General features: G+C 53.2%; 15 protein-coding genes. 2 read left to right on the forward strand and 13 right to left on the reverse strand.

Going from position 1 to position 18,638, the window contains the following annotated elements; all coding sequences use genetic code 11:
• Window positions 1–55: 55 nt before the first annotated feature.
• From JCM17207_RS11275 to JCM17207_RS11330, 13 genes are all read right to left on the reverse strand, one after another.
• Complete coding sequence (locus tag JCM17207_RS11275) at window positions 56–1,132, reverse strand: helix-turn-helix domain-containing protein (protein WP_238317725.1); 1,077 nt, start codon at window positions 1,130–1,132, stop codon at window positions 56–58.
• 192 nt (window positions 1,133–1,324) lie between these two features.
• Window positions 1,325–2,029, reverse strand: a complete 705-nt coding sequence (locus tag JCM17207_RS11280) for a response regulator (RefSeq protein WP_238317726.1) — start codon at window positions 2,027–2,029, stop codon at window positions 1,325–1,327.
• Window positions 2,022–4,667 carry an ATP-binding protein gene (locus JCM17207_RS11285; protein WP_238317727.1) on the reverse strand — a complete coding sequence of 882 codons (2,646 nt, stop codon included), beginning with the start codon at window positions 4,665–4,667 and terminating at the stop codon, window positions 2,022–2,024. Before JCM17207_RS11285 ends, JCM17207_RS11280 begins: the two co-directional genes overlap by 8 nt.
• 642 nt (window positions 4,668–5,309) lie before the next feature.
• Window positions 5,310–5,984, reverse strand: coding sequence for a potassium-transporting ATPase subunit KdpC (gene kdpC / locus JCM17207_RS11290; RefSeq protein ID WP_238317728.1), 675 nt, complete (start codon window positions 5,982–5,984; stop codon window positions 5,310–5,312).
• Between the two features lie 14 nt (window positions 5,985–5,998).
• Window positions 5,999–8,050 carry a potassium-transporting ATPase subunit KdpB gene (gene kdpB, locus JCM17207_RS11295; RefSeq protein ID WP_238317729.1) on the reverse strand — a complete coding sequence of 684 codons (2,052 nt, stop codon included), beginning with the start codon at window positions 8,048–8,050 and terminating at the stop codon, window positions 5,999–6,001.
• Between the two features lie 16 nt (window positions 8,051–8,066).
• Window positions 8,067–9,827 (reverse strand): potassium-transporting ATPase subunit KdpA, encoded by a 1,761-nt coding sequence (locus tag JCM17207_RS11300; RefSeq protein ID WP_238317730.1) that lies wholly within the window; start codon window positions 9,825–9,827, stop codon window positions 8,067–8,069.
• Between the two features lie 31 nt (window positions 9,828–9,858).
• Window positions 9,859–9,936, reverse strand: a complete 78-nt coding sequence (kdpF, locus tag JCM17207_RS13885; protein WP_154658714.1) for a K(+)-transporting ATPase subunit F — start codon at window positions 9,934–9,936, stop codon at window positions 9,859–9,861.
• Between the two features lie 308 nt (window positions 9,937–10,244).
• A complete protein-coding gene (locus tag JCM17207_RS11305) occupies window positions 10,245–12,248 on the reverse strand; it encodes a DUF4118 domain-containing protein (RefSeq protein WP_238317731.1) in 2,004 nt (667 codons plus the stop codon).
• A 169-nt stretch (window positions 12,249–12,417) separates the two neighbouring features.
• Window positions 12,418–13,413, reverse strand: coding sequence for a helix-turn-helix domain-containing protein (locus tag JCM17207_RS11310; protein ID WP_238317732.1), 996 nt, complete (start codon window positions 13,411–13,413; stop codon window positions 12,418–12,420).
• A 233-nt stretch (window positions 13,414–13,646) separates the two neighbouring features.
• A complete protein-coding gene (locus JCM17207_RS11315; RefSeq protein WP_238317733.1) occupies window positions 13,647–13,991 on the reverse strand; it encodes a hypothetical protein in 345 nt (114 codons plus the stop codon).
• A gap of 232 nt (window positions 13,992–14,223) precedes the next feature.
• Window positions 14,224–14,985: a ChbG/HpnK family deacetylase gene (locus JCM17207_RS11320; protein WP_238317734.1), complete on the reverse strand. Its 762-nt coding sequence runs from the start codon at window positions 14,983–14,985 to the stop codon at window positions 14,224–14,226.
• A gap of 58 nt (window positions 14,986–15,043) precedes the next feature.
• Window positions 15,044–16,447, reverse strand: a complete 1,404-nt coding sequence (locus JCM17207_RS11325; protein WP_238317735.1) for a PTS transporter subunit EIIC — start codon at window positions 16,445–16,447, stop codon at window positions 15,044–15,046.
• 145 nt (window positions 16,448–16,592) lie between these two features.
• The gene (locus JCM17207_RS11330) at window positions 16,593–17,429 is read right to left on the reverse strand and encodes a PRD domain-containing protein (RefSeq protein ID WP_238317736.1); all 837 of its coding nucleotides are present in this window, start codon (window positions 17,427–17,429) and stop codon (window positions 16,593–16,595) included.
• A 366-nt stretch (window positions 17,430–17,795) separates the two neighbouring features.
• Between JCM17207_RS11330 and JCM17207_RS11335 the strand changes: the two genes are divergently transcribed.
• Both JCM17207_RS11335 and JCM17207_RS11340 read left to right on the forward strand, forming a co-directional pair.
• On the forward strand, window positions 17,796–18,008 hold the full coding sequence (locus JCM17207_RS11335) for a 4Fe-4S binding protein (RefSeq protein WP_238317737.1): 213 nt from the start codon (window positions 17,796–17,798) through the stop codon (window positions 18,006–18,008).
• Window positions 18,005–18,613 (forward strand): 4Fe-4S binding protein, encoded by a 609-nt coding sequence (locus JCM17207_RS11340; RefSeq protein WP_238317738.1) that lies wholly within the window; start codon window positions 18,005–18,007, stop codon window positions 18,611–18,613. The genes JCM17207_RS11335 and JCM17207_RS11340 overlap by 4 nt, the downstream gene beginning before the upstream one ends.
• The last annotated feature ends 25 nt before the right edge of the window (window positions 18,614–18,638 follow it).

Consider the following 18,638-nt stretch of genomic DNA (forward strand, 5'->3'; position numbering starts at 1 on the left):
CTCTATAAAACACCCCCGAGAGACTATCTCTCGGGGGTGTTTTGCTGTGTCTGGGTTACAGGCTGGATTTCAGTTTTTCCAGGGCCGCCGCAAAGACGGGGTGTTCCAGCAGGGGACGGTATTTTTCATCTTCCTGAATGGCCGTCAGGCTCAGCTGCCGCATCTGGTGGGCAGTGGCCTCCCATATCTTAGGCTCCTGGGGTTTATACCAGGGGAAGAACAGGTCCGCATCCGGCTGGATCATGGGGCCGATAAGGGTGTCCACATATTCTGCGAAACATTCGGCGGCCTCGTCCATCCGCCCCATCCGCAGGTATGCTTCCATCAAAGCCCCGCTGCTCATATCCGGCTGTCCAAAGGCCTGAGCCAGCGCCCGGCTGGTCTGCCCGGCCTTGAGCAGCTGCTGGGGCTGAGGGCGCAGCCGGGGGTCCATCAGCAGGACCAGACAGGTCTGGATCTGGCTGGAGAGAAAATAGAGCTGTTTTTGCGCGGTTTCCAGGGCTTTGTCGGTCTCGCCCTTTTTCAGATAATATTGTACCCATACGCCGGTGGCACTGCCCGGGTGTTCGGGCAGCTCGCCCAGGAGGGCGGCGGCTTTTTCCAGTTGGTTTTCCAGCACCGCCAGGCTGGCCAGCTGGATGGTGGCGCTTTGCCAATAGGCGGCGCTGCCGGTGGCCCGCACATCCTCCAGCAGAGCCTGTTTGCGGGTTCGCCATCGGTTTTTGTCCTCTTGTGCTGCCGCCGGGAAGAACATCTGGAATGCGTCGCAGGCCGCCGCTGCGTTGAATTTCAGGGCGGTACAGTTGGGGTAACGCCGGAGCAGGGCATCCAGTTCTGTTTCTGCGGCCTGTGGTCCGGTGGTCTGGGCGGATTGCAGCAGGGCGTTGATCTGTGCGGCTACCTCCTGATCGGAGAGGGTTTCTTCAAACTGGAACAGCCCGTCCAGAGTGGTGCCCAGCGCCCGGGCCAGGGGGCAGAGCAGGGTGATGTCCGGGCAGGAGCTGCCGGTCTCCCACTTGCTCACAGCTGGGGCCGATACCCCCAGCTGCTCGGCCAGCTGTTCCTGGGTTAGGCCCCGGGCCCGGCGGAGGGCGGCGATGGTCGCGCCAATTTTGATGGGTGTGGATTCCATTTTCTATGCCTCCCTTGTTTGGATGCAGCGCCGCGGTTTGCTGTGATTTTATTGTAACGCCGCTGGCCGGCAGCCGCAAGGGAGGTGTAGTTAAGCGGCAGGAGGATTTTCTTAACAGGTGGTTAAGGGCATCCAAACTTCACACCTGCTGCAAACCAGAGGGCCAAAGTTCTATACTCAGCGGGCCATGTCTTAGGGCTCAACTTTCATCATGCGGTACCCAACCCCAATGTGGGTTTGGATGTATTGCGGAGAACCCGGCTCTTTTTCCAGCTTCTTGCGCAGAGTGGCCATAAATACACGCAGGGATGCAACATCGTTTTCCCAGCTTCTTCCCCAGATCTGCTGGGTGATGTAGGTGTGGGTCAGTACTTTTCCGACGTTTTTGCAGAGCAGGCAGAGAAGCTTGTACTCGCTGGGGGTCAAGTGAAGCTCCTGTCCGTCCAGAAAGGCACAGCCTGCGGCGTAGTCCACTTTTAATTTGCCATTGGTAAAAACCGAATCTGTATTGGCGGACCCGACCTGCAAGGCGGCCAACCGGCGCTGTGTCACCCGCAGTCTGGCAAGCAGCTCTTCCACAGAAAAGGGCTTGGTGAGGTAGTCGTCCGCGCCGGCATCCAGAGCTTCGATTTTATCGGTGTCTTCACTCCGGGCGCTGATTACGATAATGGGCACATTGGACCAGGAACGTACTTTGTGAATCACATCTACGCCATCCATATCCGGCAGACCCAGATCCAGCAGAATGATTTCGGGGTTATGGGAGGAAGCCTCCAGAACCGCCGATTCTCCGTTTGCCGCCGTCAAAAAGCGGTAATCGTGGGCTTTTAAGGTTGTGGTAATCAGGTTGCGGACGGGCGTATCGTCCTCAACCACCAAAATCAAAGGTTTATTCATGCAGCTCTACCTCCCCGGCTGGTACAGAAAATGTAAAGATGGAGCCATGGGGCAGATGATCGGCCACCGTGATTTCTCCACCATGCGCATTGACAATGGATTTGCAGAGTGCCAGGCCAAGCCCCATGCTGCGGCGGCTGTCTGCAATTTGATTGGATGCCGTATAAAACATGTCGAAAATGTGCGGCTTGGCCTGGTCGGGAATTCCCGGCCCGTTATCCGCGATGGAAATATAAATTGAATCCCCTTTGCGCTGCCATCCGATGTTGATTTCAGATCCTGGCGGCGTATATTTGATGGCGTTATCAACGATGTTGATGAGAACCTGAACAATGAGCTTTGCGTCGATCTGGGCCAGTAGGTATTCCTCACTGTTCTGTACATTCAGGTGGTATTCCACGCTCTTTCGATTGATGTGGCGCAGGGCCTCCGCCACCACCTCGTCAATCAGCTCTGTGGATACATGCAGATTCATCCGCCCTTCTTCCAGACGGCTGACCGACAACAGATTTTCTACCAGATTAATGAGCCACATGGCGTCATCGTATATATCGGTATACATCTGTTCCTTGGTTTTGGAGTCAAATAAATTGCCGTTGGAGAGCAGGTTGCTGGCGTTTCCCGAAATAGAAGTAAGGGGGGTGCGCAGATCGTGGGAAATGGATCGCAGCAAATTGGCGCGGAGCTGTTCGTTTTTGGCCAAAACCGCAGCCGCTTCTTTTTCCTCCAGATTTTTTTTGTTTTCGAGGGCCAGACCACATTCCCCTAATACCGAGAGAAGGATACTAGCCTCAAAGGAATCCAGGGGCTTATCCGAGGCGGCAATGCCTACGACGCCATAGATCTGGTCCCCCGTTCGAACGGACAAATAGGTGCAGCGGGAATCGGAAAAGGTCTCGGTTCCCGCCCCGGCTCTTTTGTTGTTTGCAGCGACCCATTGGGCAATCTCCCGCTCTTTTTCCGAAGTATAACGGTCTGGCGAAGAGGTATTGTCCGCCAGGAATGTTTCTGGTGCCACCGTTTTTTCATCTTTGATTCGGTATACAATAATGTCCCTCTGGAAGATTTTTAATAGTTGTTTTGCGGTTACTGAGAGAATTTCTTCCTGCGTCCGGGCTTTTTGAAGATTCTGGTTGGTTTCAAAAAGAAGTTTTGTACGCCATGCGACCTGAGCGGATCGCTTGGCGTGGGATTTCAGCTTGGACGCCAAAGAACCGGTAAGCAGGGATGCCAGGAACATCACAAGAAATGTAACCGGGTATCCGCTGTCATAGGAATGCAGGGAAAATCTGGGATCTGTAAAAAAGAAATTAAATGTCAAAACGCTGAGAATGGAGGCGAAAAAACTACAGATTGAACTCTGGGTGGATACGGAAATCAGCATGACACCCAAGATATAAAGCGTAATGATATTGGCTTCGGTAAATCCTAAATTATAAAACAAAAAGCCGATCAGGGTAGCCGAGACAAGGATCAGCACGCTTTTAAGCAGGTCCAAAACGGATAACCGGGGCATGTGCATGATTTCCCGATGTTTGGCTGAGAACAGGTTGTTCATCCCGTTATCGGGGATAATATGAATATCAAGCTCCGGTGTCAGTTCGATCAGCCGTTCAGTCAAAGCGGCCTTTCGGAGCCATGGCCGAGGGGGAAATCCACTGCGGCCCAGCACGATTTTTGTGACCCCGGATAGATGGGAGAATTCGGAAATTTGATAGGCTACGTCATCGCCGTATACCGTCTCAATGGAGGCACCCAGCTGCTGCGCCAGATGGATGTTGGCTCGAAGGCGCTCTTTATCCGGCTGCGACATCCGCTGGAAATCTTTTGTCTCCACAAACAGCGCGGTAAACTCGCATTTGAAGGCGCCGGCCATCCGTGCGGCTGTGCGGATGATCTTCTCGTTGGAGGGAGCGGAAGAAAGACACACCAGAATGTGCTCGTGCGAGCGGTAGCCTGTCCCGTGCTGTCCCGCCTGGGTGTACAGAGCGGCCCGGTCTGCGCAGCGGCGCAGGCCAATTTCCCGAAGGGCGCTTAGCTGAGAGAGGGAATAGTTGGAAAGCAGGCTGACCTTTTTCTGCTGCAACAGGCGCTGCTGGAGCCGTTCCGGCTCGATATCGATGAATTCGACCTGCGATGCCCGGTCGAAGACCCGATCGGGGATCCGCTCGGGTATGGAAGATCCCAGGATGGAGAAAACCGTATCCTGAATGCTTTCGATATGTTGTATATCCAGCGTTGTATAGACATCAATGCCCGCTTTCAGCAATTCGTCGATGTCCTGATAGCGTTTCCTGTGACGGGATTCGCCCAGATTGGTGTGAGAAAGGTCGTCAACCAGAATCAGCTGGGGCAGTCTTTGGATGCAGGCGTCCAAATCGATTTCGGATTCTGTGCGCCCATCCTGCGTGACGGTTTTGCAGCGCACTGCCTCCAAATCCTCCGCCAGTTTGCCGACAGACGGCCACCGATCGCAGGAAAGCAGGCCGATCACCACATCCAGGCCTTCTTGTTTGGCGGTTCTGGCGGCCTCCAGCATAGCGTGGGCTTTTCCGGTGCCGGGAAAATAGCTGGCAAAAATGGTGAGCTTCCCCGGTGCCTTGGCCGTAAATCGATCGGAGAATGTGGGGATATCCATGAGGCAGCCCTCCCTTCATTTAGGTGTATTATACCATACTGCCAGAATGGTTTCTCCAGAAGCTGGCAGATAAATTTCAAATGACCGGTCTTAATACCTTCTTTATAGCTTTATTATCCATATCCCGTCTAAAGAGAGCGTTAATCTGTTAAGACAAATATTAAGATGACATTAAGACGGGAGCGGTTGTGCTGCCCTCATGGAGAACCATGGTGCGACCCTGGGAATCATGGCTTTTGCAATCTTCATATGGAACACCTTGCTGAGCCGCAAATTGAGATCATACCCAACCAAACAGGAAAGCCATGAACAATGCAGCAATGATCGTGCATACACAAACAGCGGCCAAGGTGACAAGGGGTAATCCAATAAAGATCAGGAACATCCCTCAAAACGGATGATGAACGATAAATTTTTCCATGCGGGTATCCATTTGGCGTTCAAAACAAGAGACACGCTGTATCAATGTAAACATATTTGTCTCCTCCTTATGGCACTATGATAGCGCATAGAAACTAAAACCGGGGATAAGATTGCACACACCGGATTAAAAACAGATAAAAGGTCACCGGCCTGCCTGAAATGCACAGACAAGCCGGTGACCTTTTGAAGCGTTTGTGTGTAGGAATCAGCGGGGGACTTTTACTTGTTCACATCTCCCACAAGGCCCATGGCGTGGGCGATGTCCAGGTTTACACCCAGAACGTTGACGGTCTCTTCGCCGAAAATACCGAATAATTTCCCTTCGGTGTTAGCTTCCACAATCTGTTCCAGTTCCTCCTCGCTCAAACCAGAGGCGGCTGCCAGGGCAGGGACCTGGATGCGGGCAGATTCAGGGGTGATGTGGGGGTCCAGTCCGGAGCCGGAAGCCGTCATCAGATCAGCGGGAATATCCTCCCGCTTCACGTCGGGGTTCGCCTCCAGAAAGGCCTCGATGTCAGCCTCGACCCGTTCGGTCAGTGCAGGATTGGAGGGAGCATAATTGTCGGAGCCGGTACGAAGCCCGGAAAACTCGCTGCCGTCGTTGTAGTATGGGTTCCCCTGTTCATCCAGGGAGTAGGTGTTGTAGTTGCAGGCTGAAGGACGTCCTTTCATGAAATAGGGCTCGGCGAAATCCTGCCCCACCGTTGCAGACCCCACAGCCTGGCCGCCGGCATAGACCAGACTGCCGCCAGCCTGACTCGGGAAAATCACCACGGAGATCCCGCTGAGCAATACCGGAAATACAAAGCCGCAGAGCAGCAGCAAGATCAATGTTACCACCAAAGACTGGCGCAGACTGTGAAAAAATGTGCTTTTGTTCGTTGTTTCGTTCATAGCAAGGGCCCTCCTCAGATGCCCAGAGCAGCCAGGACGGGGGTGATCATCGTGTCAATGAGCTTGATCCCGATGAAGGGAGTAACAACGCCGCCCAGACCGTAGATCATCATATTCCGGGCCAGCATTTTGCCGGAAGACATGGGGCGGTATTTGACGCCCTTCATAGCCAGAGGAATCAGGCAGGGGATGATGATGGCATTGAAAATCAATGCCGATAGGATCGCGCTGTTTTGGGCGCTCAGGTGCATGATGTTCAAAACTCCCAGCTGGGGAATCGCCGCCATAAACATGGCAGGAATGATTGCAAAATACTTTGCGATATCGTTTGCGATGGAGAAGGTGGTGAGGGAGCCGAGTGTGATGAGCAGCTGCTTGCCGATCTCCACTACTTCCAGGATCTTGGTGGGGTCAGAGTCCAGATCCACCATGTTGGCGGCTTCCTTGGCAGCGGTGGTGCCGGAGTTCATGGCCAGGCCCACATTTGCCTGGGCCAGGGCGGGGGCGTCGTTGGTGCCGTCGCCGGTCATGGCAACGATCTTTCCTTCGGCCTGCTCCTTTTTGATGACGCTGATCTTGTCCTCGGGTTTGCACTCAGCGATAAAACCGTCTACGCCGGCCTCCTTTGCAATGGTGGCAGCGGTCAAAGGGTTATCGCCGGTACACATAATGGTTTTGATGCCGATGGCCCGCAGCCGTTCAAACCGTTCTGCCATGCCGGGCTTTACAGTGTCTTTCAGATAGATAACACCCAGAATTTGCTTGTTCTGGCAAACAACCAGGGGCGTGCCGCCCATAGAAGAGACCTTTTCCACGTGGGCGTGCAGATCGGAAGGAACCGTTCCGCCCTGCGCTTTCACATACTGCTCAATGGCATCCGAGGCGCCTTTGCGAATCTTGGTGCCGTCGGGCAGGTCTACGCCGCTCATGCGGGTCTGGGCGGTAAAATCAATAAAGGAGGAACCAGGGGTCTCCTCGCTGGTGTCGCCCAGACGGCGGGTCAGTTCCAGGGTGGATTTGCCCTCCGGGGTCTCATCGTGAAGGCTGGTCAGGGCCGCACAGCGGATCAGATCGCTGCGGCTTGCCCCCTCCACAGGGAAGAAATCCGCGGCCAGACGATTGCCAAAGGTAATGGTTCCGGTCTTATCCAGAATCATGGTGTCCACGTCGCCGCAGGCCTCCACAGCTTTGCCGGACATTGCGATCACATTGAACCGGGTGACCCGATCCATGCCGGCGATGCCGATGGCGGACAGCAAACCACCGATGGTGGTGGGGATCAGGCAGACCATCAGGGCAATCAGGGTGGACAGCGGCAGCTGAACCCCACAGTACATGCCGATGGGGTACAGGGTGACAATTACAATCAGAAAGATGATGGTCAGGGAGACCAAAAGGGTACTCAGGGCAATTTCATTGGGGGTCTTTTTCCGGGAGGCACCCTCCACCAGGGCGATCATCCGGTCCAGAAAACTGTTGCCGGGGTCAGAGGTGATCCGGATTTTCAGCCAGTCGGACACTACGGTGGTACCGCCGGTCACGGAACAGAAGTCGCCGCCGCTCTCACGAACAACGGGTGCGGACTCACCGGTGATTGCCGATTCATCCACCGAGGCAATGCCCTCAATGACCTCGCCGTCGCCCGGAATGACCTCACCGGCCGACACCATCACAATATCGCCCTTTTTCAGTTCGCTGGAGGACACAAGGGTCTCGTTGCCGTCCGGATCCAGCAAGTGGGCTTCGGTATCCTTTTGGGTCTTTTTCAGGCTGGCGGCCTGGGCTTTGCCCCGGCCCTCTGCCACAGACTCTGCAAAGTTCGCAAACAGCACCGTCACCAGCAGAATGATGGAAACGATCAAATTGTAAGTACGCAGGCTGGCATCGTCTTCACCAAACAGCCCCGGCATAATGGTCAGCAGCAGCGTAATAAAGAAGCCGATCTCTACCACGAACATAACCGGGTTTTTGATCATATACCGGGGATCCAGCTTTTTTACAGAACCGATGAGAGCCTGCGTGAGGATTTCACGGGTCAGCAGTTTTTTGTTTTGTTTCTTGCTCATAGTACCAAAATCCTCCTTAACCCCAAAGGGTCAGATGTTCGGAGATGGGGCCCAGCGCCAGCGCCGGGAAGAAGGTCAGCGCGGCAAAGATGTATACCACGAACACAAGGATCACGGCGAAGCTCGCGGTGCTGGTTCGCAGCGTGCCCGCAGATTCGTTTATATAGTTCTTCTTCATCAGCGAGCCTGCAATGGCCAGCTGAATCACGATGGGCAGATACCGCCCCAGGAACATGACAATGCCGGTGGTGATGTTCCAGAAAAGGGTGTTATCCGCCAGACCTTCAAAGCCCGAGCCGTTGTTGGCCGCAGAGGAGGCGTATTCATACAGCACCTGGCTCAGACCGTGGAAACCCGGATTGGTAACGCCGGCCTGCCCGGCGGCGGTGGCCACCGCCAGAGCGGAGAAGGACAGGATCAGCAGCGGGTGGATGATGATGGCCAAGGCGGTCAGCTTCATCTCCCGCCCCTCAATCTTTTTGCCCAGATATTCGGGGGTGCGCCCGACCATCAATCCGCAAATGAACACCGCCAGGATGGCATAGAGAATCATATTCATGAGGCCCACACCCTTGCCGCCAAAAACGCAGTTGAGCATCATCTGCAGCAGCGGCACCATGCCGCCCAGAGGGGTCAATGTGTCATGCATATTGTTGACCGTACCGGTGGTGAAAGAGGTGGTCACCGTGGTGAACAGAGCGGACTGGGCGACCCCGAACCGTACCTCTTTGCCTTCCATGCTGCCGGCGGCCTGACTGAGTCCGATTTCTGCCAGCGCCGGATTGCCTTGCATCTCCGCCCAGTAGCAAAGACTCAGACCCGCCAGGAACAAAATGCCCATAGCCAAAAAGATACTGCGCCCTTCCTGGCCGAACAGCCGGGCGGTGATGCCTTCCCGGTGAGCGGGGAGCAAGTTTTCCGGGGTCTTGTTCTTCTGCTGCTGGCGGCGGCCGTCACCCACCATTTTCCCAAAGGTGATTACGCAGGCGCCGGGCAGCAGCATCATGGAATACAGCTCGATCAGGTTGGACAAAACGGTGGGGTTCTCCATGGGAGTGGCGGAGTTGGCGCCAAAAAATCCGCCGCCATTGGTTCCCAGGTGCTTAATGATTTCCAGCGCCGCCACAGGCCCCATCGCCAGGACCTGGTAAGTACCCTCCAGGGTTTGCACTACCACATTTTCCGAAAAGTTCTGGGGCACACCCTGCCACACCAGCAGCAGGCCGCCTGCCAGGGAGAAGGGGAGCAGCACGCGAGTGGTAATGCGGACCAGATCGGCAAAAAAGTTGCCCACATTGTCCTTGCTTTTTCCGGCCAGGCCGCGGATGAAAGCCACACAGGCCGCATAGCCGCTGGCAGCTGAAACAAACATCATAAAGATGATGACCAGCATCTGGGAAAGATAGCTCAATCCGCTTTCGCCGGCATAGTGCTGCAGGTTGGTGTTGGTCATAAAACTGATGATGGTATTAAAGGCCAAAGCGGGATCCATGCCCTCGATCCCGTTGGGATTCAAGAGAGGAAGACTCTGGATGCGGAGAATCAGGTAACCAAGGACCATCATCACTGCGTTGGTGCCAATCAGAGCCATGGCGTACTGTTTCCAGCTCATGCCCTTGCGGGGATCTACTCCGCTCAGTTTATAAATTATCCCGTCGACCCGATCCAGTACCGGGTCGGCAAAGGTATGTTTTCCCGCGGCGATATGATAAAGATACCGCCCCACCGGAATGACAAGGATCAAATAAAGGATCAATGTCAGAGCCAGCTGTAACATATGCAACTCCTCCTATACGGTGTCCTCAATTTTAAAAACGTTCCGGGTGTGCTAAGGCGTATACCAGATATCCGCCCAGCAGCAAAACAATGATTCCGAGCAAAATCATACGGTTCAACTCCTACTCTCCATTATTCCTGAGAATCGACTTGCCGCTGGCACCAGTTTGCCAGCATCCAGACAAGGCCAAAACCGGCCAGTAAGATTCCTGCCATAAATAAATCCATCTTATGTCGGGCTCCTTTCGTTGGGAATAACAGCTGCCCTGCCGCATGGTCTGCTTTTCGATCATAAATGTCTAATAAAAAATTACAAATCGGTTAGTGCCATGCGATGCAGCACCTGTTTTGCATTCATAGCATACCGCAATCTGTAATAAGCGGGGGTTAAGGAAGCGCGCGGAGTATTAACAGGAGATTAATATTTTGCCGTTCCGGGACGATGAAGGGATCCGAGCGCTGCTTTGTTTTGCTCTTCCTGCAGCCGGATGCGTTCCTGGCTGAGGCCGCACTCATTTAAAATGGCAACCATAAGGTTTTTTTCAAAGGCATCCGGAATGGAGTACCCTGCAATGGGGATTCCCACAATTCCCATAACGCCCTGTGTTCCTCTGACGGAGAGAAAAAGCCACTTGGAATCCGGCAGGGTGTTTGTGGTTGCACCGGCGTATTTGTTGTTCTTTTGCACCCATTTGGCCACCCCCATTTCCTCGGGACCCAGTTCGGCCAAGACGCTCTGCGCATCGGACGGCTCTACCCGGAAAGCCAGATCCTTTTCCGTTCTACTTAGAGCGTAGAGAACGGGACGGGCAAAAAGCCGGTTTAATTGTTCTGCCGTCAGGCGCAGGCAATCCCATTCGGTCCGTCCCTTTTGCAGTTTTTGGCTGCTCCCCAAGAGCAGCTCTGTATAATAGCTTTTTTGTGCCGCCAAGCGGGCCTGTGCCTTTACCCGGCTGGCCAAAGAACTGGCGATCACGCTGGAGAAAAGCATAATCAGAAAGGTGACCGGATAGCTGGGGTCATTGGCGCGGAAGGTGAAACGCGGTTCCGTAAAAAGAAAGTTGAAAGCGGCAACGCTTAGAAAAGAATCCACTGCACCGTAAAAGTGGCCGTTTGTACAAACCGCCGTAATCAGAACCCCCAAAATATAAACTGTGATAATGTTGGATTCACCGAATCCGGCAGAATAAAACCCAAATCCTACGAGTGAGGAAACCAGCAAAGAGGCCAGCGCAATGCCTGTGTCTTTCCATGTGAGGTGCAATTTGGGGACACGAGGTTTTCCAAGGGGGTTTTTATAGAGCGGCTGGTGATCCGGAATAATATAGATGTCCAAGTCGGTTAGTTCGATCAGACGATCGGCCAGACTCTTTTTCCCGGTAAGGGGGTTTTGCTTATGATTCATACGGCCCATAACAATTTTTGTTACGCCGCTGACACGGGCATACTCCGCAATCTGAACAGCGGGATCGGTTCCATAGACCGTAGAGATCTGGGCGCCCAGCTGCTCCGCCAGGTGAAGATTGCCGCGCAGTCGCTTTAAATTGTCGCCGGATAATTCTTTTGTCTCCGGGGTCTGCACAAACAGCGCCGTAAATCCGCTGTGAAAAGCTTCTGCCATCCGCGCAGCGGTTCGGATTACTTTTGCGTTGGAAGGGGAAGAGGAGAGACAGATCAAAATATGTTCTCCGGCTTTGGCGCTCTTTTCCTTGCCTTCCTGCAAGGCCGTTCGGTTCAGCTGGTCTGCCGTGCGCCGCATGGCAATCTCCCGCAGAGCCGCCAGATTTTCCGGTGTGAAAAAGTTTTGGAGCGCCTGCTTTGCCTGGCGCTCCCGGTACACTTTGCCCATCTGGAGGCGTTTCACCAGCTCGTTTGGCTCAATATCCACCAGTTCCACCTGGTTGGCCCGGTCAAAAATACGATCCGGGATTCGCTCATTGACCGCAATGCCTGTGATGGAGGACACCAAATCGTTCAGCGACTCCAAGTGCTGTACATTCACTGTGGTATAAACGTTGATCCCGGCCTGGAGAAGTTCCTCCACATCCTGATACCGCTTGGTGTGCCGGCATCCCGGGGCGTTGTTGTGGGCCAGTTCGTCTACCAGAATGAGTTGGGGCTTCCGCTGGAGAGCCCGGTCCAGATCAAACTCTTTTAGTTTGATCCCGCGATAGTCGATCTCCTTGCAGGGCAAACGCTCCAATCCCTTCAAAAGTGCCAGCGTATCGGGTCGGGCGTGCTGTTCCACATAGCCGACCACAACATCAAGGCCCTCTTTTTGGGCCTGGTGGGCTGCCTCCAGCATGGCATAGGTTTTGCCTACACCCGCCGCATATCCAAAAAAGATTTTCAGCTTTCCGGCGGGAACCGAATTTTCTCCGTTTGGCCTAAAATCTGCCATGGTTTGCTGTATCTTCTCCATATCCTTTGTCTCCTGTGATATCGGTTATAGGGGGTATTGGTATCCTATCATGCGGAGTACTATAAAATAATAAGAAATTTTTCATGCGCATTAAGATCGGATTAAGATACACGCAAAAAAGCCGAATGCTCGTTTTTAAACGGCATTCGGCTTTTGGCATTTGATCTGTTCAACTCGGGTTTCTGTTTTTATACAACATCTCTTTTAATGCCAGGAGAGCTGCAAACAGTACGCCCGCTACCGGCCAGACAATCCAGGTTTTATTCCAGGACTCGGTGTAAAAACTGACGGCCAAGTAGATGGCGGTAGCTAAGCACCAGTAGAAAATCACAAAGGAGGCATTGCGGCGGTTTTCTGCCTTTTTCGCTCGGGTATATTCGCCTTCTTCCAAAAGCTTCTGATAGACCTCCTGGGCGGCCCAGACCCGGAACAAAATGTGAACACCTGCCGAGAGAATGGCCAGCATCAGGCAGATGGCGCAGACAGAATAAAATTCATTCTCCAGTAGGTAGGAGAGAAAAAGGGGGACTACCGAAACAATGCACAGCGAAACGCCCACCACAAGGCCCTGCTGATACCGTGGGGCAAAGGCTTCTTTTTTGGCCTGGACAACCCCGATAACACTGTATTCGGTGGAGATTGGCTCCAACTCCAGATACTCAAAGGGGGCCAGCCGCATACAGCTGGGAAGCAAAAGCGCGACGCCTCCGGCTACTACCACAAAAAGTACGCTGCACCCGATGGCAATGGCGGCAGTTTCTCCCAGAGGAAGAATATGGTACTCGGCGGCTCCGGACAACAACAGCAGGCAGATAGGAGAGAGGATAAACAGACTGAGGGCGAGGGCGATGTTCCGGTGGCAGCGCGGAGCGAGATCCAGATAGAGATTGGTTTCTTTCAGAGAGACGGGGCGGACTGCCGGACGGATCTCGTCGGGGTGAGTGCAGCGTTCCTCTGTTTCGGTGGGGGTGGTTTCTTTCAGGAGGTAGTCTGTGCTGACCTGGAACAACTCGCTCATTTTCACGATCTTATCCAGGTCGGGGACAGAGGACATGGATTCCCATTTGGATACCGATTGACGCGTGACATCCAGCCGGGAGGCCAGTTCCTCCTGGGACCAGCCCTGTTCTTTGCGCAGTTTGATAATCTTTTCGGCCAGGCTCATACAATCCACTCCTTTTGGCGTTGAATTCGATGGCCCTATTTTACCAAAAAAGATGGTTGCACTCCAGAGATCCGGCCAGGAAGTTTGTCAACTGCTGGTTGCGGAGCAGAATATCCTCCATCACAGGCCGGATTTTTCTAAAAAAACGGAAATAAAAAAGCCACGGCCAGTATTTTAAGCTGGCCGTGGAAAAAGACACTGGGGCAGAAGCCGGGTTGCCCTGGACGGGGGGTTTAATTTGCCAATTTGATCAAAATATCATCGACGCTCATCCCGTCGGCGATGAGTTTCTGCAATGCAGAATCAATCTCGGCTTTTCGTGCGTTCTGGGTGGCTTTTGCTTCTTCAGCGGTTTTCTTGGCTTCCAGTTTTGCGACGGCCTTTTCAACGGAGTTCAGCTCCGAACGCTTTTTCTTGAGCTGGGTTTTGAGGGAGTTGATTTCCTCCAGAAGGCTCGCAATATCACCGTTCAGCTGCTCCCGTTCAGCCGTTTTTTCAGCCAGAACAGAGGCGATCTCCGCTGCAGAATTGGTGTTGGCGCGTTTGACTTTGTTTTTGCTTCCTTTGGGTCTGGGCATAATCGTTTCCTCCGGGAATATAAAACATTTTGTATCTAAAGTATAACATTGGATACATCTTGAATCAATAGTATTTTGTCGAAAAATATTTTCAGAAATAATAAAAATTAAATTTCACATTAAACTATTTGAACGGGCCAAAAGTGAACAAAAAACTGTCGTTGATATGGACAAAAAACTCCTCTCGGAATGTTGCTTCCGGGAGGAGTTGAAGGCATTTTGATAGAAAGGGTTACAAATCGCTGTAACGGATCAGCTGGACGCGCTGGTTTTCCAGCCACTGGCGGATATCCGGGTCACAGAGCATGGCCACTTCTTTGGTGCGGTTGATGGTCAGGCTGGAGTGGTTCAGGATGTAATCATCCAGATAGCCAGGGTGGCAGACGAAGACGTTGGGCAGTTCCGGATCAGCGGTTGCCACCGCATTTTTGAGGCTTTGCCAGGGGTTGTATTCCGGGCTCATGCTATCCATGGGCAGGGCAGCGATGGGACTGCCTTTAAATGTGCCGATTCGGTCCATGGGACTCATAGCGTTTAAAGGCAGGTTATATTTTTTCGCCACAATTTCCAGAGCCTTGGTCAGATTGGTGCTCACCACTGCATGGGCTTCAAAATAGGCGGGCTCCTGTCCGGTGAGCTCTTTAAAACGGAGATACTGCGCTTCCACTTCCAGCACCATTTCTTCCAGTTTGGTGAACTCTGCTCCGGTCTTGAAAGCTTCACGATAGGCCCGGCTGCTTTTCAGGTTGCCCTGTTCGTCCAGCAGACTGGGGATTTTTTTTGGATCAGCGCAGGGCTTGCCCAAGCAGATATTCGTGTGCTGGCCCAGACAGAAATCTGCTCCTTTTAAGAGCGCCAGGCCGTGGGCGGCGGCGGGCATGTTGGGCATCAGGCCCACCGAACGGATCAGGCCCTCCCGGACTGTTTTCTCGATGCCATAGTTGACCGCTTCAGAATAGCCGAGATCGTCGGCGCGGAGAAGGAGTTTTATCATAGGGCGGTGCCTCCTTGTGTTTGATTTGCAGAGGTGTGTTTTTATAGTAGCTGGAAGATCATTTGGTTTCAAGGTCCGCCGGGGCAAAACCGATCATATAAGTGGCGATGGCAGCACCGAACAGAGAGATCAGGCAGGCGATTATACCGTTCACCATGTTGGAGGTGCCGCCTGCGACGTACCCCAGAACGCTCAGGAAGTTGGCTGCGCCCATTACATAGGTGCCCACGTGCATAATGCCCGCATACAGTCCGCCCAATGCGCCGCCGATGGACATGGCAATAAAGGGCCGTTTATACTTAAAGCCAATACCGTAGAGGGCCGGCTCGGTGACACCGCCCAGAATACCGGAAACAAAGTAACCAAAGGCGAGAGATTTTTCTTCCTTGTCTTTCAGCCGGAGAAAAGCGCCCAGAGCCATACCAATGGCCGACCAGGTGGCGCAGCCGCCTGCGGTCAGGACAAAGGTATCTACGCCGGTGCTGAGCAAACTGGTGATGGCAAAGGTAATCAGAACCACATGCATACCCGACATGACCAGGTATTCCCAGATGGCAGCTACCACAGCCACAGCGATAAAGCCGCCGAACTCACCGAAGGCGATCATGCCGTTGCCGAGATAATCGCCGCAGATAGAGCCGAGAGGGGCCAGCAGGCAGAACTCGATGGGAACCATGACAACCATGGACAAAAACGGGGTGAAGATGGTGGACAAGGTGTCGGGGATAATCTTTTTGAAGAATTTATAAATGTAACTCAATACCCAGACGGAGAGAACAGCGGGCAGGACACTCTGACCGTAATTGTTCAGGGGAACGTTGAACAGCCCGTAAATTTTAAAACTCTCCACATTCCCAACCAGGGCCACAAAGTCGGGGACCAGCAGGATGGCACCGGCGTACATGCCGAGGCCGGGGTTCAGGCCCAGCTTTACCGCGGCAGTATAGCCCAGGAAGATGGGAATAAAGTAGTAGAAGCCATCATACAGAAAATCCAGCAGGATATAGACATCGCTCTCTGCGCCGACCAGACCCAGCATATCCGGGCCCAGAATCACCATCAGGGTTTTGAACATGGCGGAGGCCATCATCACGGGGATCAGAGGGGTCATGCAGCCTGCCATATAGTTCAGGATGTTGTTGCCGATCTTTTTGGGGGTCAGCTTTTCTTTGGGTTTGTCCAGATTTTCCGGGACAGGCGCCTGGCTCTGCAGGCCGGTCAGGGCGCAGACGTGTTCGTAAACTTTGGGCACATTCTGGCCGATGATGACCTGGAACTGGCCGCCGGATTCTACGACGCCCAGAACGCCCTTGATGCTTTTGACCTGTTCCCGGTCGGGGAGGCTCAAATCTTTCAGATTAAACCGCAGCCGGGTCATGCAGTGGGTGACGCTGGTAATATTGTCTTTTCCGCCGACGGCAGCCAGAACATCCAGCGCAATTTGTTTGTTGTCAATGGCCATGATGGTTCCTCCTTTGAAATATTGGATGTATCTTTTACAGCAGGTGCTGTAATCAACGGGTGATGGAAGGAAAGAAAAAAGACCTTTCCCCATGCGATCAAACGCATGGAGGAAAGGTCATGCCCTGTCTTTCAGGTAACAATCCTTATGTTTGATTTTTGCTGCAAACACGGTTCACGTGCAGCATAATATAGAGTTTTTCTTCGTCCGAGAGGTGACAGCTCCACTCCTGCTCGAGGTGGGCGGCAATTTTTTCCACGCAGTCGGCAACTTTGGGATGGTTTTGTTTTAAATCCTGGTAGATGGGGCTGTTGCCGCTCTGGATCAGTGTCCCGGCGTGAATTCGATCAAACAGATATTGCATATGGCTGGCATACCGGGTGTAGTTGAAACCGGTGCGCTCTACAATCAACCCGAAATGTTCCTCCACAATTTCGATCAGATCCTCCAGCATGGTTTCATCCTGGAGGGTACGGTCGGTGGCTTCGGTGGTGTCCGGGGTGATCCGGCTGTTCACAAAATTCAGGGCGATGCCTACAATTTCTTGCTTGTCCAGGCCGATTTTAAATTCCTTTTGGGCGCGTTCCAGGGTATACCGGGCGATTTTGTATTCCTGCGGATACAAGGTCTGGATGTCATAGGCCAGAGGCATTTTCACCCGAAGGTGTTTCCGGGCCCGCTGGACCATAAAAGAGATGTGGTCGGCCAGGGCGAAAGCAGCGTTGGGACTCAGTTCATAGGGCAGCTCGTTGCGGGCAATATCGGTAATCCGGGCTGCAAAATCCACCATAGCCGGATCCAGCTCAGAGATCGCCGCCACATACTGGGGCGAAATGTTGTAAAAGGTGCGCTCGATTTCGGCAAGGGAAATCTCCCGCGGCAGCTGGGGGAACCCCAGCCCCCGCCCCATGGCGATCAGCTGCTTGCCGTTTCGGTCAACGCAGACGACAGTATTGTTATTGATCTTTTTTATCGCCTGCATCCAGTGCGCCTCCTTCCAGCCTTGAACGAAAAAACCCCCCATGCATCACACGATCGCTTTAAGAGATCACAGTCATGCCTTGAGGAGTAACATTCCATGAATTTAGTTGATTTTGTGTGACATCGGAAATGCCCATACGGTAACAGTCTGACATCGACACGGCTATTCTAGCAAAAATGCTTTTTCTTTGCAATTCACAGAATGCACAAGAATCTTTTTCGTCTTTTGTTGGTTTCGAGAATAGTCCCGCAGGATATTCCCCGGGGATCAAAAGGCTTTTTACCCAAACGTGACACCATCACAGAAAAACTTTGGAGAATGCGGTATAGTGGGAAAACTGTAACCTGCACAAAGGAGGATCTCATTATGACACCCAACAAAAGAACACCACGAAAAGCCGAAGTGGCCCAGGATCAATGCGTCGCCTGCGGCTGTTGCGTCAAGGTCTGCCCCCTGGGGGCAATCTCTGTTTTTCGCGGTATCCAGGCCGTGGTCAATCGGGAAAAATGTGTGGGCTGCGGCAAGTGCGCAGCCGAGTGCCCGGCCTCGGTGATTCGGATTCGGGAGGTGACGGCATGAAGAACAAACACTGGTACGACTACCTCTGGATTGTGTCCCTGAGCTATCTGATCCTGGGCTTTTTCAACATTCTGTTTGCCTGGCTGGGGCTGCTCTGTTTCTTTATCCCGCTGATCATCGCGGTGACACAGGGCAGTAAGGGCTATTGCAACCGCTACTGCGGCCGGGGTCAGCTGTTCGGGCTGTTGGGCGGCCGGTTTGGCCTTTCGCGGAAACAGGATATCCCCGCCTGGATGCGGAGCAAGTGGTTCCGCTATGGTTTCCTGATTTTCTTTTTTGTCATGTTCTTCCAGATGCTCTGGAATACCTATTTGGTCTTCGCAGGGGCGTCGGATTTAAAACAGGTGGTGACCCTTCTGTGGACCTTTAAACTTCCCTGGCAGTGGGCTTATCATGGCACCCTTTTCCACCCCGGTGTGGCCCAGTTTGCATTCGGCTTTTACAGCGTGATGCTGACTTCCACTGTGCTGGGCCTGGTGACGATGGTCCTCTTTAAACCCCGCAGCTGGTGTGTCTATTGCCCTATGGGAACCATGACCCAGTTGATCTGTAAAGTCAAAAACGGCTCGAAAGACCCAAGCTGCCCCACGGCTAACAAAGTTTGATTGAAAAACAAAGAGGGCGCCGCAG

Origin of the sequence: Faecalibacterium gallinarum, assembly GCF_022180365.1 — a bacterium.
GTDB classification, from domain to species: domain Bacteria; phylum Bacillota; class Clostridia; order Oscillospirales; family Ruminococcaceae; genus Faecalibacterium; species Faecalibacterium gallinarum.

Bases quoted from the DNA above. Each gene is read 5' to 3' on its own strand.
- JCM17207_RS11275 (WP_238317725.1), bottom strand. From the start codon at position 1,132: ATGGAATCCACACCCATCAAAATTGGCGCGACCATCGCCGCCCTCCGC.
- JCM17207_RS11280 (WP_238317726.1), bottom strand. From the start codon at position 2,029: ATGAATAAACCTTTGATTTTGGTGGTTGAGGACGATACGCCCGTCCGC.
- JCM17207_RS11285 (WP_238317727.1), bottom strand. From the start codon at position 4,667: ATGGATATCCCCACATTCTCCGATCGATTTACGGCCAAGGCACCGGGG.
- kdpC (WP_238317728.1), bottom strand. From the start codon at position 5,984: ATGAACGAAACAACGAACAAAAGCACATTTTTTCACAGTCTGCGCCAG.
- kdpB (WP_238317729.1), bottom strand. From the start codon at position 8,050: ATGAGCAAGAAACAAAACAAAAAACTGCTGACCCGTGAAATCCTCACG.
- JCM17207_RS11300 (WP_238317730.1), bottom strand. From the start codon at position 9,827: ATGTTACAGCTGGCTCTGACATTGATCCTTTATTTGATCCTTGTCATT.
- kdpF (WP_154658714.1), bottom strand. From the start codon at position 9,936: ATGATTTTGCTCGGAATCATTGTTTTGCTGCTGGGCGGATATCTGGTA.
- JCM17207_RS11305 (WP_238317731.1), bottom strand. From the start codon at position 12,248: ATGGAGAAGATACAGCAAACCATGGCAGATTTTAGGCCAAACGGAGAA.
- JCM17207_RS11310 (WP_238317732.1), bottom strand. From the start codon at position 13,413: ATGAGCCTGGCCGAAAAGATTATCAAACTGCGCAAAGAACAGGGCTGG.
- JCM17207_RS11315 (WP_238317733.1), bottom strand. From the start codon at position 13,991: ATGCCCAGACCCAAAGGAAGCAAAAACAAAGTCAAACGCGCCAACACC.
- JCM17207_RS11320 (WP_238317734.1), bottom strand. From the start codon at position 14,985: ATGATAAAACTCCTTCTCCGCGCCGACGATCTCGGCTATTCTGAAGCG.
- JCM17207_RS11325 (WP_238317735.1), bottom strand. From the start codon at position 16,447: ATGGCCATTGACAACAAACAAATTGCGCTGGATGTTCTGGCTGCCGTC.
- JCM17207_RS11330 (WP_238317736.1), bottom strand. From the start codon at position 17,429: ATGCAGGCGATAAAAAAGATCAATAACAATACTGTCGTCTGCGTTGAC.
- JCM17207_RS11335 (WP_238317737.1), top strand. From the start codon at position 17,796: ATGACACCCAACAAAAGAACACCACGAAAAGCCGAAGTGGCCCAGGAT.
- JCM17207_RS11340 (WP_238317738.1), top strand. From the start codon at position 18,005: ATGAAGAACAAACACTGGTACGACTACCTCTGGATTGTGTCCCTGAGC.